The 16,732-nt window shown below is 70.4% G+C and carries 9 protein-coding genes; 2 read left to right on the forward strand and 7 right to left on the reverse strand.

Annotated elements, in window-relative coordinates; translation table 11 throughout:
• Nucleotides 1-127 precede the first annotated feature (127 nt).
• Both G3I65_RS35580 and G3I65_RS35585 read right to left on the reverse strand, forming a co-directional pair.
• Nucleotides 128-1,888, reverse strand: a complete 1,761-nt coding sequence (locus G3I65_RS35580) for a carbamoyltransferase C-terminal domain-containing protein (RefSeq protein WP_160699975.1) — start codon at nucleotides 1,886-1,888, stop codon at nucleotides 128-130.
• Between the two features lie 15 nt (nucleotides 1,889-1,903).
• Complete coding sequence (locus G3I65_RS35585; RefSeq protein ID WP_160699976.1) at nucleotides 1,904-3,571, reverse strand: radical SAM protein; 1,668 nt, start codon at nucleotides 3,569-3,571, stop codon at nucleotides 1,904-1,906.
• 201 nt (nucleotides 3,572-3,772) lie between these two features.
• Here G3I65_RS35585 and G3I65_RS35590 point away from each other — a divergent pair, with 201 nt between their 5' ends.
• Nucleotides 3,773-4,768, forward strand: a complete 996-nt coding sequence (locus tag G3I65_RS35590) for a glycosyltransferase family 2 protein (protein ID WP_160699977.1) — start codon at nucleotides 3,773-3,775, stop codon at nucleotides 4,766-4,768.
• Here the strand turns inward: G3I65_RS35590 and G3I65_RS35595 are convergent.
• From G3I65_RS35595 to G3I65_RS35615, 5 genes are read right to left on the reverse strand one after another with little or no spacing between them, the layout of a single operon-like run.
• On the reverse strand, nucleotides 4,759-5,574 hold the full coding sequence (locus G3I65_RS35595; RefSeq protein WP_160699978.1) for a phytanoyl-CoA dioxygenase family protein: 816 nt from the start codon (nucleotides 5,572-5,574) through the stop codon (nucleotides 4,759-4,761). The genes G3I65_RS35590 and G3I65_RS35595 overlap by 10 nt on opposite strands.
• Nucleotides 5,561-6,340 carry a thioesterase II family protein gene (locus tag G3I65_RS35600; RefSeq protein ID WP_160699979.1) on the reverse strand — a complete coding sequence of 260 codons (780 nt, stop codon included), beginning with the start codon at nucleotides 6,338-6,340 and terminating at the stop codon, nucleotides 5,561-5,563. Before G3I65_RS35600 ends, G3I65_RS35595 begins: the two co-directional genes overlap by 14 nt.
• A complete protein-coding gene (locus G3I65_RS35605) occupies nucleotides 6,340-9,426 on the reverse strand; it encodes a non-ribosomal peptide synthetase (RefSeq protein WP_160699980.1) in 3,087 nt (1,028 codons plus the stop codon). Before G3I65_RS35605 ends, G3I65_RS35600 begins: the two co-directional genes overlap by 1 nt.
• On the reverse strand, nucleotides 9,423-14,864 hold the full coding sequence (locus G3I65_RS35610) for a type I polyketide synthase (protein ID WP_160699981.1): 5,442 nt from the start codon (nucleotides 14,862-14,864) through the stop codon (nucleotides 9,423-9,425). Before G3I65_RS35610 ends, G3I65_RS35605 begins: the two co-directional genes overlap by 4 nt.
• Nucleotides 14,861-15,202 carry an acyl carrier protein gene (locus tag G3I65_RS35615; RefSeq protein WP_160699982.1) on the reverse strand — a complete coding sequence of 114 codons (342 nt, stop codon included), beginning with the start codon at nucleotides 15,200-15,202 and terminating at the stop codon, nucleotides 14,861-14,863. The genes G3I65_RS35610 and G3I65_RS35615 overlap by 4 nt, the downstream gene beginning before the upstream one ends.
• Nucleotides 15,203-15,440: 238 nt before the next feature.
• Between G3I65_RS35615 and G3I65_RS35620 the strand changes: the two genes are divergently transcribed.
• Entirely contained in the window at nucleotides 15,441-16,727 is a 1,287-nt protein-coding gene (locus G3I65_RS35620; protein WP_160699983.1) for a condensation domain-containing protein, read from the forward strand.
• The last annotated feature ends 5 nt before the right edge of the window (nucleotides 16,728-16,732 follow it).

Raw genomic sequence — 16,732 nt, forward strand, 5'->3', positions numbered from 1 at the left:
GGCCAGCGGCACCAGCACGCCGGCGCGCCGGCCGGTGGGCCGGGCCAGTGCGACGAGCACCGGGGGCAGCGCGCGCCAGGCCAGCAAGGTCAGCGCGCGCGTCGCCTTGGCGAGCCACCATCGCCGATCAGCCATGAAATTGCCCCTTGTCCACCAGGAAATCAGAAAGGTAGAGCTGGTCGATACCGGACGCGGCGAAGCAGCGCAAGGCGTCGTCCGGCGTGCACACGATGGGCTCGTCACGCACGTTGAAGGACGTGTTCACGACCATTGGCACACCCGTGATGCGGTAGAAGTGCTCGATCAGCTCGCGAAAGCGCCGCGCGGGCCAGTCCGGAGGCACGGTCTGCGGCCGGGCAGTGCCGTCGACGTGGACCACGGCGGGCACCATGGCGTGCGCCTCCGGGGTCGCGGCCACGATCTCCCCCATCCGCCTGCTGTGTCCCGTGTCGAAGTACCGGCTGCTGTGCTCCTCGAGGACCGAGGGCGCGAACGGCCGGTAGCTTTCGCGCCGCTTCACCGAGGCGTTGATGCGGTCACGGGTCTCTCGCTTGCGCGGGTCCCCGAGGATGCTGCGCGCGCCCAGCGCGCGCTCCCCGAACTCCATCCGGCCGTCGAACCAGCCGACGAGCTTGCCCGCCGAGATCGCGGCGGCCGCTTCGGCCGGACCGTCCACCTCACGGAACGGCAGCTTGCTGGCGACGAGTACGGCTCGCAGCTCGGCCGGCCCGAAACCCGGGCCCGCGAAAGGGTTTGTGAGCTCCTCGGGTGAAGGTACCGGCAAGTTCAGCCGGCGCAGCGAGACCAGCGCGGCGCCGACGCTGGCGCCGGCGTCAGTTGGCGCCAGCGGCACGTGCAGGTCTTCCACGATCCCCGATGCGCGGGCGCGGCCGATCGCCGCGGCATTCATCGCGACGCCGCCGGCCACCACGACCTTCCTTGCGCCGCTGAGGTCCACCACCCGCCGCAGCAAGCCCAGCAGCGCCCCTTCGAGCGCGTCTTGAGCGGCGTAGGCGAAGTCCTTGGCATCCGCCGTGAAGGAACCGTCGGCCTCGCGGAAACGCCCTTCGAGCCCGCGCCGTGCTCGCGGGGTCAGCCAGGGGTGTTCCGCGGTCGAGCAGTTTTCCGGCTGCAGCGACGGGATGTGCACCCGGGGCCGCCCATCGGGTCCCGTCCGCAGCAGCGACCGGACCCGCTCCGTCCACAGTGCACTCCGCTGCCCGTAGGAAGCCAGGCCCATCACCTTGTACTCATCGGACAGCGCGCGATAGCCCAGCAACTGGGTGACGGCACCATAGAAGACTCCGAGCGAATCGGGGAACGGCAGGGTTTCCAGCAGCCGCGGCGTTCCCGCTCCCAGCTCGTACAGCGACGTCGAGTCGACTTCGCCGCGGCCGTCGACGACCAGCGCGGCATCGGCTTCGAAGGGCGCCGACAGCCACGCGGCCATCAGATGCGCTTCGTGGTGGTCGACGAAGTCCACGGGAGGCGACGCAGCCCCGGCGAGCAGGGGCCGCAGGCCGGCCTCGACCATCCCTGGCGCGGCGAGTCCCCGCAGCCGCTGGCGGGCCATCCTGACGAAGCCCACCGGGTTGGCCGGTGTGTGGCGGCCGGCGGCGCGCAGCGCACGCAGCGCGTGACCGCGGTCGTTCCAGTAGTAGGCGATGCGATCGACGTCGCCGAGCCGGAGGTCCGCCTCGGCGAGCACCGCACGGATCGCCCCCGCCGGGAACGCCGTGCTGCGCTTGACCCGGTCGATCCGCTCCTGCTCGACCGCCGCGACCAGATGGCCGTCGACGATCAGGGCGGCGGCCGGGTCGTGGGCGAGTGCGGACAGGCCCAGGACGGCGCCGCTGCGCCGTCGCCAGCCGGAACTGTGCTCGTTCATCCGGGTTGACCTGCCTCAGTAGCGTGCCGGCGACGTGATCTCAAGCCGGCCGTCCACCCGGCTGTAGGGAGTGGTGACGGCGTCGACCGAGCGCGCGGTGGCGTGCTGCATGCCCGCGGCCAGTGCCGCGAACTCGGCACGCGTGGCACTGTCGTCGAGCCCCGCGCCCTGGCGTCGCGCCGTTTCGTTGTGCAGCACCCCCATCCTGCTCGCCTCGCCCACCGACGCGCCGTGGTCGAGGAGGGTTTTGGTGACCGACGAGCCGCGGTCGATGTAGGCGGCGTTGTGGACCTCGGCGAACATCCGTCCGCACTCCTCGACGGCGGTCCGGCAGTCCATGGTGTCATGCGCCCAGTCGTTGAACCCGCCCTTCAGCCCGAAGTCGCGCGCTTCACGGGCCAGCGGCGAATTGGGGAAGACGAACAGTGGAGAGTGGACGTAGGAGTGGATCCCCGAGTTGTTGAGGAAGTCGATTGACTTGCTCACCGACTTTTGCGTCTCACCGGGGAAACCCACGAGCATGAACGCGAACCCCATCACGTCGTACTTGGCGAGGTTCTCGGCGGCCACCCAGTTGTGCTTCTCCCGAGTGCCCTTGAGCATGTTGTTCAGCACCGCCTGATCCGCGGACTCCACGCCGACCAGGACCAGCCGGCAGCCGGCTTCGCTCAGGTAGCGGACGCATTCGTCGGTCAGCGTCGGCGCCCGCAGGTAGGCCGTCCACGGCTTGTCGAACCCGATGTCGATCATCCGCCGGCACACCGTGATCAGGTGATTGCGGTTGAGGAACAGCGTGTCGTCGACGAAGCGGACGCTGCCCACCTGCGGCAGCCGCATGATCTGGCGCAGCTGGTGCACCACGCTTTCGGTCTCCATCAGATCGACCTGCTGGTCGTTGTAGCTGGGGAACGTGCAGAACTTGCACTTGAAGGGGCAGCCACGCCCGGTGCGCACGTTGACCGAGGTCCGCAGGATGTAGTCCGGCAGCTCGTCCCAGCGCACGGAGTTGGCGTCGATGTCCACCCCGTCGTGCAGGTTCCTCGACGTACACCGGAATTCTCCGTCGTCGTAGGCGATGTTCGGCACCGAAGCGATGCTCTCGCCAAGGACGAGCCGGCGGATGACCTCGAGCAGGGTCCGCTCCCCGTTGGGCGACAGGATCAGCGCGTCCGCGGCGCGGGCGGCCCCGTGAATCTCGCGATCGTCCGAGTACTGGGTGAGCTTCGCCCCGCCCACGATCACCAGCGCCTTCGGATTCCAGGACTTCAGCAGCTTGCACACCCGCACGATCGTGCTGGCGCTGGTGATGAAAGTGGTAGACAGCAGCACGACATCGGCGGCCTTGGCGAGCTCGGCCGCCCGCTCGGCCTCGAGATCGATGTTGTCGACCAGCTCCGTCCGACCGGCATAGCCTTGGCGGCAAAGGAAGTCGTAGAGGTATACACCATTGAGCGAGGACGAGTTGTGCTCGTCGACGAGGCCCGCACCGGGCAATCCGCGCCGCACGTGATTGACCGCGTCGACGATCTCCCGGCGTTCGCCGTCGATCTCGGGGATCATCGCGCGGTAGAGGTCGAGATACCCCGAGTTGTTGCGCTCCAGCAGATCCGGGTCACCCGCGCCGAACTTGAACTGGTCCAGGGTCTCATCGACGGTTTGGCACGCGTTGGCGACGATCAGCACCCGGGCATCCACCGGAGCCGGAAGTGCCGCCCTGCCGAGCTGGAGGAGCTCGAGAGCCATGAATCTCTCCTGCCTTCTGGCGGGCCCAGACGGCCGCCGGCTGTCGAAGCGTAACCGAATGGGACTATAACTGGAACGGATCTTCCTCGATCGGCAGCAGCGGAGTTTTCCGCTGCGGTGAGGCGAAAGGCGAATTGAACCATGCTTTTTCCGAACGGTGCCGCGCGCTCTGTCGCCTGCACGGTGGTCGTGCCGACGTTCGACGCCGCCGAACTGCTGGAGCGCTGTGTACTGGCGCTGCACGAAAGTATCGGCGACCGCGACGACGTCGAACTGGTCGTCTCCGACGACGGTTCGACCGATCGGACCCCGGATGTCGTTGCGACGCTGCAGAAATCCTTGCCGCGGCCGGTGATCTCCGTTCGTTCTGAGGCGAACCTCGGTTTCTCCCACGCGTGCAACGCGGGCGCGCGAGCCGCATCCGGACGTCACCTCGTCTTCTACAACAACGACCTCCTGCCCACACCCGGCTGGCTCGGCTCCTTGCTCACCTACGCCGACTCCGACCCCGGCAGGGCCGTCGTCGGCACCCGGCTGCTGTTCCCGGACGGCCGTCTCCAGCACTGCGGCGTGGTGATCTGCACCGACGGCTACCCGCGGCACGTGTATGCCGGGTTGCCCGGTGACCACGAGCTGGCCATGCGGTCCGGCCGCGCCCACATCGTCACGGCGGCGTGCATGCTGGTCCGCTCGGCGGTGTTCGCCGAACTGGGCGGATTCGACACCGGCTACCGCAACGGATACGAGGACGTCGACCTCTGTCTGCGCGCGGAGGCGAGCGGGCACGCCGTCCACTACTGCCACAGCAGCGTGCTGACCCATTGGGTGTCGGCGACGCGAGAACAGCGCACGGAGGAGTTCGCGGCCACCGAACAGGTCTTCCTCGACCGCTGGGGCCGCCTGCCGCCGACCGACGTCGAACGGTACGTCCGCGACGGCATGCTGAACCTGAACTACGGCAGGACCTTTCCACTGCACATCACCGCCTCTCCCGAGTTGGCGTTCGTCGAGACCGCCGACAGCCCATCCGATACCGGCTCGACCGTCGCGGAGCTGCGCGACCTCGTGCACCGCCTGCGCCGCGAAAACGTCGAGCTGCGCATGCGGGCTCTCGGCCGCGAAGGGGATCAGCCGTAAGGTCCGTGCGGGTGCGCGCCGAGGAGCCGGCGCCGCCGTGCCGGAGCGTCGTCCCAGACGTCCTCCGGCATGGCGAAGTTCACGTATGGCCAGAACCGCTGCGCGATGTACCGGCGGCCGTAGGTCACCTGCAGCACGACCCGGTGGTGGTCGGCCCGGTTCGTCGCGCCGCGGTGCCAGGTCTGTCCATTGAGGACCACACAGTCGCCGGCCCGCGCCACCAGGCTGACATACCCTCGGCCGTCCCACACGAGGTCGGCTTCGTCGGGCGGCGGCAACCGGCCGCTGCGGTGGCTGCCCGGCACGATCTGCGTCGGCCCCAGTTCCATGGGGACGTCGTTGAGGTAGTACATGGCGGTGACGACGAAGCACGGCATGTCCATGCCGTCCGGCAGCCGCATTCCATCGGGGACCGGCACCAGGACCGTTTCGTCCACGTGCCAGTGGTCCACGCCCATACCCGGTTCGGTGTAGACGGTGTTGTTGGCGATCACGTGGCAGTTCTCCCCGAGGATCCGCTCGGCGAGGTCCACGACCGGTTCCCGGTCGAGCATCGCGGCGAACTCGGGACCACGCCGGAACATCTGGTGCCGGTGCAAGCGGGTGCGGTTACCCGTCGGGCACGGGGACCGGTGTGCCTCCACCACGCCGTCCCGCAGGACTTCCACCTCCTCGGCCGTGAGCACCCCCGGCAGGTGCACGTAACCGTCTCTGGCGAACGCCCGCGCGTGCTCGTCGATCAGGTCCGGGGTCATGTGCGGCGTTTCGCGTTCGTGTGTGGAGAACGGGGTATCAGTGGCGGTCATTGCGCACCTCCATGTCCGGTGACGGGGTGGGAAGGAGTTCTTCGGCGAGCGCTCCGGCGAGTTCCTCGGCCGCGTCTTCGACCAGCCAGTGAGACGCGCTGAGGGTCCGGACCCGGGTCGGCGCCCTCGATTGCCGTCGCCAGCCGACCAGCGCACCGCGGCTCAGCGAGGTGTCGCGGTCGCCGTGCAGCACGGTGATCGGGATCGGCAACGGGTCCGCCGGCTCGTGCACGTAGCCGGCCACCAGCTGGTAGTCGGCGCGCAACGCCCCCTCGAACACAGGACGCAGTTCGGTGTGCTCGGCGACCTCCGGTGGCACGCCACCGAGATCCAGTACCTCCTGCCAGAACTGCCCGGACGGCAAGGTGGGTAGGCGGCGCGGGAGCAGCGCGATGTCCGGCGCGGCGAACGAACCCACGAAGAGTCGGGCGGGGAGCCTGCCGCCGGCTTCGTGCACCCGACGGAGGACGAGGTAGGCCAGCAAGGCTCCCCCGCAGTAGCCGAAAACCGCGTAGGGGTCCTTGGTGGTGGCCAGCTCGCGGGCGAGGTGGGGAACCAGCGATTCGAGCGCGGTCACCGGCGGTTCGGAAAGCCGGTTCTGCCTGCCCGGCAGGTTCACCCCGCGGACGTTCAGGCCGGGCAGCAGGTCGGCGAGCGGTTGCGCAGCGGTGGGACCGGCTCCCGCGTGCGGGAAGACGTACAGCCTGGGCGCGCCGGCGGCCGGCTCGCCCAGCGGCAGGAACCGGGGCTGGGTTTCGTGGTCCACTAGACCACCTCCGCGGCGGCGAGGTAGCGCGCGAGCCCGGCCGGGGTCGGGTGGTCGAACACAACCCGGATCGGCACGTCGGGCCCGCCGTCGTCGCGCAGTCGCTGCGCGAGCCGGACCGCAAGCACAGAGTGTCCGCCGTTGAGGAAGAAGTTGTCCCGCGGTCCGAGCCCGGGCCGGTCGAGCACGCTGCGCCACACGCCGACGAGGCGGTGCACGAGGTCCGCCGGCACGTCCGCGGGCAGCATCCCGTCATCCGCGGTGCCAGCCAATTCGCCGGCTTCGCCGAGCCGGGAGTAGTCGACCTTGCCGTTGGCGGTGACCGGAAAACTGTCGACGAGCACGATCCGCGAGGGCAGGCAGTACGAAGGCAGAATCTCCGCTGCGTACCGCCACAAGGTCTCGGCGAAGTCCGGACCCGCCGCACCGGACGGCCGGACGAAGGCCGACAGCCGCACGCCGTCCTGGGTTGTGACCGCGACACCGCCCACCGCGTCGTGGTCGCGGAGAACCGCCTCGATCTCGGCCAGTTCGATCCGATGGCCACGCAGCTTGACCTGCCGGTCGTTCCGGCCGAGCAGCCGGAGCAGGCCGTCCTCGCCGACGCGGGCGAGGTCGCCGGTGCGGTAGTGGCGACCGTGCGCCTCGTCGGCCGGGAACCGGCTCTCGGTGAGTTCGGAGTGCCCCGGGTAGCCCAGCGTCACCCCGGCGCCTCCGATGCACAGCTCGCCGGGCATTCCCGGGGGCATTTCGGCACCGTGCTCGTCGACCAGGAACACCGTGGTGTTGGCCAGCGGCCGCCCGATCGGCACCGGGCCGGCCAGGGGCTCCTCGAGGAGGGCGGCCGCGGACCAGATCGTCGTCTCGGTCGGCCCGTAGACGTTGTAGAGCCGGCTTCCGCACTCGAGCAGCCGGGTGGCGAGCCCGGCCGGCAGCGGCTCTCCACCGGACAGCACGACCCGGCCCCGCAGCTGGTCCTCGACTTCGTCGACGAGCAGTTGCAGCGCGGTCGGGGTGGCCTGCACGATGTCGACGTCATGGCGGACGATGAGCCCGAGCAGGGCGCGGGGGTCGGTCTGGTGGGCGGCGGGCGCGACGACCAGGCGGCCGCCGCGGCACAGCGGAAGGAACAGCTCGAGCGCCGAAATATCGAACGCCGGTGTCGTGGCCCAGAGCACCGCGGTGCGTGCGTCCACGGACAACCGTTCGGCGAAGTCGCGGACGACGTTGTGCAGGTTGGCGTGCGTGACCGCGACACCCTTCGGCCTGCCAGTGGTTCCGGAGGTGTGGATGACATAGACGGTGGCATCCGGCGAGCCCGCTGCCAGCTCCGCCTCCGGACCCGCGACGTCGTCGAAGCCGACCGGCGGCAGGACCGGAGTATCCGCCGCCCAGTCGTGGTCCGGTTCGGCGGTGACCACGACGCGGGCACCGGCGTCGGCCACCTGGAATGCCAAGCGCCGGGCGGGGTTCCCGGTGTCGAGCGGGAGGTAGGCCGCACCGCAGCCGAGGATACCCAGGATCGTCGCGACGAGCGCGGCACTTCGAGGCAGTGCGACCGCGACGACGTCCCCTGGCCCGACTCCTCGTCCGCTCAGCGCGCCGGCCACCGAGCGGGCCGCGGTGCCGATCTCGTGCCGGGTGAAGGACCGATCGCAGTCGACGACCGCGACGGCGTCCGGGTCGGCGTGCTCCTGCGCGGCGATCTCGTCTAGCACCGTCGGCCCGCCGTCCCAGGTACGTCCGGTGTGGTTGAGCTCGGCGAGCAGCGCGCGTTCGGCGGACGTGCGGATGTCCAGTCCGGCCAGCGGCCGGTCCGGCTCCGCGGCGGCGCGCTGCACGAGGAGTTCGAAGCGTGCCAGGAAGGCCCTCACCCAGGCTTCGTCGTGCACCTCGGTGCTGTACTCGATGTTGACCGCCACCTCGCCGTCGGGCTTCGGCCTGATCGTGAACTCGATGTCGAGGCGGGTTTGGTCCATCTCGATCGATTCGCTGTCGAGCACCTCCCCGTTCAGCACGAGATCGGTGGGTGACTCGACCCGGTAGTTGAACATGTGCCGGAACAAGGGAATGCGCCAGTCGGTCGACCGGTTCTCCAGCCCGGTCAGGACATCCTCGACCGAGGCACTCGAATGCTCCACGCCGGCCAGGAATAGTGCCCGTGTCTGGCGGACGAATTCGCCGAAGCCGCGGCCGGGGTCCACACGCAGCCGCAACGGCAGGGTGGCGACCCGGAACCCGATCTGCTCGTGCTCGGTGCCGCGCCGCGCGTCGACCGGAACGCCGACGACGAGGTCCGGGCTCGCGCCGTGCCGGAAGAGCGTCGCACAGAACGCACTGAGCAGAACCATGTTCTCCGTCGCCCGCTCGCTTTGGCGCAGCGACGCGACCGCCGCACGGGTCTCCGCGGACAACCGCCCCATCATCCGGCGCCCGGCGAACGTCGGTCGCTGGGGACTGGGACGCGCACCGCCCAGTGCCAGCCCGCTCGGGTCGAAGCCGCGCAGCTGATCGTGCCAGTAGCCGACCGCGTCGGCGTCGGGTTCCGCAAGCTCGCCGAGCATCGGCATCTCGCCGCCCAGCCCGGCCGGGATCGCGTTCGTCGTCGCCACCCCTTCGTACAGCTGCACGAGTTCTTCGGTCAGTACGTCGTAGGACGCCTGGTCGCCGACGATGTGGTGCAGGACGACGCAGAGGTAGTTCTCGTGCGGCTCGGGGCCGACGAAGCACGCGATGCGAAATGGGAAGTCGCGGGCGAGGTCGAACGGCCTGCGGGCGTACTCCTTGAGGTCGTCGCCGCAGGTCGCGGCCGTGGTGGGCAGGAACTCCACCCGCAACGCGAACTCGTCGGCCGCGGCCACCTGCCGGACCGGAAGACCGCCGACGCTCGGAAACCGCGTGCGCAACGCGGGATGCCGGGCACCCATCCGGTCGACGGCCCGCTGCAGTGGCCACCAGCGCAGCCGCTTGGCGTGAGGGATCGCCAGTCCCAGGTTGGCGATCCTGCCGTCCGGTACGAGCTGCTGCAACAGCCAGAAGGCGTGTTCCCGGGCGCTGAGCGGAGCCGGTCCGGCCAGCGTCGTCATCGATCCCCCCGGCCGAGTTCGGCGGCCAGCTCCGCGAGGGTGGGATTGTCGAACACGGTCCCGATGCCGATCGTCGCGCCGACCAGGTCACGGATCCGGCCGATGAGCTGGATGGCGCTGAGGGAGTCCCCACCGAGCTCGAAGAAGTCGTCATCGGCCGCGATGTCGGTGCGGCCGAGGATCTGCCGCCACAGCTCGGCGAGGCGCTGCTCGAGATCCGCGCCGGGCGGTTCTTCCGGTCGTGCCGGGTCGTCGGGTACGGACGCCTGTTCGGCTGCCGCGGCTGCCGGTGGGTCGGCCGTAATCCCGGGATCCGCCGACGGTTCGGCTGCGGCGGTCCCCAGCGGCACCGGTCGGCCGCCCAGGTGCGGCCGGACGTGCAGCTGCGGGGGTGTGCGGCACGCGAGCAGGTGCAACAGCAGTTCGACCCCCTTCTCGGGCGTGATGCCGGCTTCGCCGGTCATCGGTCCCTCCGGCCGCGGCGGCGCGGCGGCGGCGTCGCCGGGAACCGGAGCTTCCCGGGGTGGCGCGGCCTCGACGCGTTGCATCCGGAACCCTTCGACCGCGGCCACCACGGAGCCGTCGGGCGCGAGAACGTCGATGTCGGCCACCACCCCTGTCGAGTCCGGATAACCCCGGACGTGCGCGAGCACCGCGGGTGGCAATGCGCCGGGCACGACCAGCCGCCGATAGTGGAACGGTAGGTGCAGTTCGTCACCGCCGAAGAACACCGCGGTACCCGTCGCCAGATCGAGCAGTGCGGGGTGCAGGTCGTGTTCGGCCGCCTCGGCCAGATAGGCGGCCGGGAGCGCGATGTCTACCAGCATCTCGCCCGGACGGGTCCACCAGCCGCGGACCGACATCCACCGCGGGCCGAACTGGAAGCTGCCGTTGAACGGCTTGCCGTCCCACGGGGCCGGGATCGGGAATCCGGCACGCAGGTCGTCGACCGCGACCCGGTCGAGCCGGCCGGCGAACGCCGCGACAGTTCCCGAGGCGTGCTCGACGATCTGCTCGTCAGGCTGGGAGGCAGCCCGTGAGAAAACCGTGAACCGGTGGGCTCCGGCGCCATCGGCGGTCAGCCTGACCACCACCGTGCGCGGCTCCTCGACGGTCATGGGCTTCGTGAAGACGACCTCCTCCAGCACGACCGGCGCTCGTACGGTGGCCAGCACACGCTCGCGGAAGGCGCGCACGACCAGCTCGAGGTACCCGGTGCCCGGCAGGACCGGCGTACCTTCCAGCCGGTGCTCGTCGAGCACCCAGCACGTCTCGGCGGACAACGTCACCTCGGCCTCGATCGCCTCTTCCACCGGGACCGACGCAGGCGGCTCCGGCTCCGGCTCCGGCTCCGGCTCCGGCTCCGGCTCCGGCTCCGGCTCCGGCTCCGGCTCCGGCTCCGGCTCCGGGCGCCAGACAACACCGGCTCGAGTGCCGTCCACGTCGACGCCGGACGTCAGCAGCTCCGCGGCCATCCCGGTGTCGCTCCACGCCGGCCAGTTCACCGACAGCCGACGGCCTCGCGGCCCGGGAGCGTGCACGGTGATCGCGTCGAGCAGGGCGTTCGCGGCACCGTAGTCGCAGTTGCCGACCGACCCGCCGATCGCGGCGCGGCTGGAGAACGACACGAAGAAGTCCAGCGGCGCGCCGCTCAGCTCCTCGAACAACGTGAGCGTGCCACCGAACTTGGGCCGCAGGACGGCGTCCACCTCCGAACGGCCGCGCCGTTGCAACACGCCGCCGCCGGCCACACCGGCGAGGTGGAACACCCCGCTGAGCGGCCCGGCCGCCCGCGTCAGCTCGGCCAGCACCGTACGGAGGGCCGCGGGATCGGCGATATCGCACCGGTGCGGGAAGACCGTCGCGCCGAGCGCGGCCATTTCGTCGATCGCCGCGCTCGCCGCGGACGACGGGGCACGGCGCCCGAGCAGTGCCAGGTGCGGCCGCAACCCGGTGCGCGCCAACCCCAGCGCGACCTCGATGCCCAACCCGCCGAATCCACCGGTGATCAGGTAGACACCGCCGCCGCGCAGACCGGATCCGTCGCCGTCGGTGAGGCCCGGCCACGGCCGCTCCACCGGAAGCCAGCGGCGCGTGCCGCGCACCGCCGTCACGACCGGTGCCTGGACGGCCAGTTCCTCGTCGAGCTCCGCGGTGGCCTCGCGCCCGGCGACGTCGATCAGACGGCAGAAGACCTGGGGCACCTCGTCCGCGAGCGCCCGGATCGCGCCCACCAAGGCGGCCTTCGCCGGGTCGACGGCATCGGCTCCGGAGACGTCCACCGCATGCTCGGTGAGCACGAGGAGCCTGCGCACGACCGCCTCGCCCTCACCCCGCAACCCCTCCTGGACCAGCACTCGGAGCGCGTGCAGGCCGAGATCGGCAGCGGCGGTTGCGGTCCGGGAGCTCAACGCCGGCCACGGCGCCGCGGCCCAGGCGTGCACCAGCACCTCGGGTCGCCTGCCTCGTGCGGAAACGTCTTCCACCACACGCGCGAGATCCTCGGCGATCCCCGGCCGCACCGTGTACTCGGCCGCGGCCTGCCCGCTGCCCCGCAGGAATTCCGTTCCGGGGCGGACTCGGATGACGTCGTGCCCGCTGCGGTGCAGCGCCGCCACGAGCGGCCCTGCGGCCGCGGGATCGGCGGGAAGGAGCACCAGCGCCGGGCACCTGGCGCGCAAAGCCGGTTCTGGCGCGGCCCAGGGCACCTCGACCCACGCCGGCATCGTCACCGCGGTCTCCGTCACCGCCGCCACGGGGTCCGGCTCCGGAACAGCGTCCACGGTGCGCTTCTCCGGGGTCTCGGCGGCCGGTGTCACCGGGTCCACCCAATGCCGGACGCGCCGGTACGGATAGCCGGGCACGACGACCCGCCGCAGCGGGCGATCCGGTTCCAGTGCGCGAAAGTCCACATCATGGCCCGCCACCCAGAGGCAGGCGAGGACCTCGAGCAGGTGGGCCTCCGCGGGTTCCGGCGCATCCGGCCGCGGAAGCGAGAACAGGACGTCCGGATCCGGTTCGTGCCCCATCCGCCTGACGAGCTGCCCGAGCGTTCGTCCCGGACCGACTTCGAGCACCGTCGTGGGCCCGGCGGCCAGAAGTGCCTGCACGGCTTTGCCGAACCGGACCGGCGTGTCGATCTGCCCGGCCCAGAAGTCCGGGTCGACGGCCTGCTCGTCGCTCAGCAGGCCGCCGGTCGCAGCCGACCACACCGGCAACGCGGGCGGCCGCAGCCGCACCCTGTCCAGCGCCCGGCGCGCCGCGGGGATCGCCGCAGCCATGGCCGGCGAGTGGAAGCCGTGTGAGGTGGCGAGGCCGCGGCTCGGCAACCCGCCGGTCTCGAACGCCCGCACCGCTTCAGTGCTGCCGGAGACGACCACTTCGTCGGGCGCGTTGACTGCGGCGATGACCAGTTCCGGCGGGAGCACGGCCCGCACTTCGTCCTCCGCGGCGCGAAGTGCCAGCATCGCCCCCATCGGCACCTCCTGCATCGCCGCGGCGCGAGCGGCGACGAACGCGATGGCGTCGGACAGATCGAACACCCCGGCCACCGCCGCGGCGATGATCTCGCCGAGGCTGTGCCCGATCAGCGCGGCCGGCACGATCCCCCAACCGAGCCAGGTGCGGGCGAGCGCGTACTCGATCGAGAACAACAATGGTTGCGCGACAATGGTTTTCCGCAGGCTGCCCTCGCCTTCAGGCGCGAGCCACGCGTCGTGGAGTGCCAGCCCATGGTGTTCGAAGGCGTCCAGGCACGCGTCGAGTTCTTCGGTGAACGTGCGCTGGGTCCCGTACAGCCCGGCCGCCATCCGGGCGCGGGCGGCACCTTGGCCGGGGAACGCGAATGTCACCGGCGACCGGCCCGCGGTTCCCGAGATCACTTTGCCACCACGCAAAGCCTGTGCGGCATCGGCCGCGTTCGTGCTCACCAGGGCACCACGGACCGGGTGCGCTGTACGTCCACTTTGGAGTGTCGCAACCGCGTCCGCGAACCGCGGCCCGGACTCGGCACCGGCGCGGCCGGACTCGGCGAAGTGGTCGGCGAGCCGCTCGCGCACGATCTGCTCGGTTTCGGCGTCGAGGGCCGACCAGACGACGATGCGTGGGCGCTTGCCCGTAGCCAGCCGCGGGGAGTCCGGCGCCGCTTCGAGGAGCACGTGCGCGTTCGAACCGCCGACGCCGAGCGAGCTGACCCCGGCCCGCCGCGGCCGGGAACCGGCCGGCCAGTCCAGCGTCCGGTCGGTGATCCGGAACGGAGTCGCGCCGAGGTCGAGCGCCGGGTTCGGTTCCCGGAAATGCGCCGTCGCCGGCAACCTTGCGTGCTCCAAAGCCAGCACGGTCTTGATGAAACCCGCGATCCCAGCCGCGGCGACCAGGTGCCCGATGTTGGACTTCACGGAGCCGAGGACGATCGGCCGGGGTGCCGGGTCGTCCGCCAAGAGCCGGTAGGTGGCCGCGAGCGCGGCGACCTCGATCGGATCGCCGAGCGGAGTACCGGTGCCGTGCGCTTCGACGTAGTCGATGTCGCTCGCCTGCCACCCGGCCACGCTCATCGCTTCGAACACGGCATCGGACTGGCCGACCATGCTCGGCGCACTGAAACTCGGCTTGTCCGCTCCGTCGTTGTTCACTGCCGTGCCGCGCACCACCGCGCGGATCGAGTCACCGTCGCGCACCGCGTCTTCGAGCCGTTTGAGCACGGCGACGCCGACACCGTCGCCGAAGACGGTTCCCGAAGCCGCGGCGTCGAACGGCCGACACCGGCCATCCGGTGACTGGACACCACCCGGCACCCAGCGGTAGCCGGTTCGGTAGGGGTACATGATGTTCGCGCCGCCGGCCAGCGCGATCTCGCTTTCGCCGGTGGCCAAGGACTGACAGGCCAGGTGGATCGCCACCAGCGAGCTGGAGCACGCGGTGAGCACGGTCATGCTCGGGCCGTGCAGATCGAGCTTGTAGGAGGTGAACGTGGCGAGGTAGTCGGCGTTGGTGAGATAGTCCGTTCCCAGGTCCGGCGTGTACGTCGGATCGGCGGGCAGGTTGAGGTCGGCGTACCGGCACGGGCTGGTCGCCCCGAAGACGCCGACCGGGCCCGGCATCGCCCCCGGGTCGTACCCCGCGTTCTCGATCGCCGCGTGCGAGGTCTCCAGGAACAGGCGCAGCTGCGGTTCGCACACGGTGGCTTCGCGCGGCGTCATCCGGAACAGGTTCGCGTCGAAGCCTTCGGCACCACCCGCGATCACCGGGACCGCTCGCACGTAGGACGGATCGCGCAGTGCCTCCTCACGGACTCCCGCCGCGATCAACTGGTCGTCGGATTGCCGTGTGATGCAGTCTTTCCCCGCTTGGATGTTCTCCCAGAATTCGCCGGTGTCCGCGGCGCCGGGAAAGCGGCCCGCCAGACCGATGACGGCGACCGGTTCGAACCCGGTGCTCATACGTACTCCGAGATCGTCGCCAAGGCGTCACGACGTCGCCGCATGGCCTCGCGCGCCGCACGCCGGCTCACTCCCCCGGCTCCAATCGGCTCGGCCACCGGCGTCCGGGTGCCGGCGACGGGGAATTCGGCGATGCGCGCGGCCAGGGATCGCGGGCTCGACGCCGAAAACATGATTCCCACTGGCACCGAAACCTCCAGCCGGGCACCGATCGACTGCCAGAGCCGGACGAGCAGCACGGACGAGAAGCCCGCGCGGAGCAGGTCCTGGTCGGCGTCGACGCGCCGGCCCAGTGTCTGCCCGGCAAGCTCCGCGATCACCTCGGCGGCAACCGTCAAGGGAGAACCACCTCCGTACCCGACCATGATTGTCCGAATCGGCATCGACCTCTGCCGAAATGCCATTGCGAGGGCGAATCGTCGACCCGCGACGCGACTTTGCAACTCGTGACATCCACCCAGTGGCGGGAACCATAGATCACTTCCGGCGGGCCGACAAGGTCGGCCGCGCGGCCGGGAAACCGGTCGTTGCTCGACCGCCCGAGGCCCGACTATGGTGCCCGCAACCACAAGGGGGGTGACGGAACTGACGCTTCCATCACTGGCGCAAGAGGGCGAACTCGAAGGACGAGACGCACTCGGCCTGGGACCGCTGCCGAAGATGACACCGGCTTTCGGTGTGTCCGGCGAGATCTCGGACGCCGCGCTGGCCACCGCGTTCGCCACGGTGGTGCGCAGGCACGCGCCATTGCGGTCGGTTTTGCTGCCGGAGGAAAACCGCAGCTCCGGGGAGTCGTCCTGGCGGGTGCGCGTGGATCGGCCGGAATCGGCCTTTGTGGACTACTGGTCCACAACGGACGATGCGGAGTTCCGGCATGCACTCGCCGCGTCGCGCGCGGGAGCCCACACTCCGGTCGCGGCGACGGTGCTTCATTCCGGGACAAAACCGGAAAAACTGGTCGTTTCGGTCGACCACCTGGCCTTCGACGGCGTCTCCCTCGTTTTGATGTCAGACGAAATGAACCGGGTCCTGGAGAACCTGCGGACCGGATCGGCGACGGACGCGGGGCTGCCGACGATCGAGCACGACTACTACGCGCTGGCCCGGTCCGAGCGCGACGCGGTCGAGCAGGCACTGGCGGAATGTGCGCCGTACTGGCGGGAAGCGCTTTCCCGCTGCGGGCCGTACCCGGCCGTCGCACTGCCCGGGCTCGACCCGGCACCGCCGTCGGAGCCTCGGCAACGCGTCGAAACCCAGGTCGAAATCGCGGACCTGGGGCCTTTCCGGCGGTTCTGCCAGGCACGGCAGGCGACGCCGTTCGTCGTGTTCCAAGCTGCGCTCGCCGCAGCGCTCACCCGGCTCGGTGGCGGCTACACCGGCGCCAACAGCAAGGCCGCCTACCGCACCGACCCGAGGTCGTGGCACCTCATCGGCTACTTCTCCAACCTGATCACCTTCGCGCCCGCGCCACCGGACGATCCGGCCGACCCGCTCGGCTGGATCGCCGCCTTGCGCAGGACCGCCATCGAGGCGGTGGACCGTTCACTGGTACCGCGCTCGACGCTCCTGCGCCACCTCTACCCGGCTACCTATCCTTCGCGTCCGTCCGCACCCTCCCTCCACTTCGAACTCGACGCGGTGCCGCAGCCGACAGCGCGGGAACCCGCATTGGTGCCGCTGCCCACCGAACCCGGCATGCGCAGTGTGAAGAGTCACGCGGGCCTGGAGTGCACGGCCGTGCTGCTTGACGAGTTCGGCGTGCTCCGGGTGGGCTACCAGGACGGTGGCTGCACACCGGAGGCGGTGTCCGCACTTCTCGAGGAATGGCTGCGCATCGTCGAAGACGAAATGGCCGAAGGATGAGTTCG

The sequence above is a fragment of the Amycolatopsis sp. SID8362 genome (genome assembly GCF_010550475.1).
GTDB classification, from domain to species: domain Bacteria; phylum Actinomycetota; class Actinomycetes; order Mycobacteriales; family Pseudonocardiaceae; genus Amycolatopsis; species Amycolatopsis eburnea.

Bases quoted from the DNA above. Each gene is read 5' to 3' on its own strand.
- G3I65_RS35610 (WP_160699981.1), bottom strand. From the start codon at position 14,864: ATGAGCACCGGGTTCGAACCGGTCGCCGTCATCGGTCTGGCGGGCCGC.
- G3I65_RS35580 (WP_160699975.1), bottom strand. From the start codon at position 1,888: ATGAACGAGCACAGTTCCGGCTGGCGACGGCGCAGCGGCGCCGTCCTG.
- G3I65_RS35590 (WP_160699977.1), top strand. From the start codon at position 3,773: ATGCTTTTTCCGAACGGTGCCGCGCGCTCTGTCGCCTGCACGGTGGTC.
- G3I65_RS35605 (WP_160699980.1), bottom strand. From the start codon at position 9,426: ATGACGACGCTGGCCGGACCGGCTCCGCTCAGCGCCCGGGAACACGCC.
- G3I65_RS35595 (WP_160699978.1), bottom strand. From the start codon at position 5,574: ATGACCGCCACTGATACCCCGTTCTCCACACACGAACGCGAAACGCCG.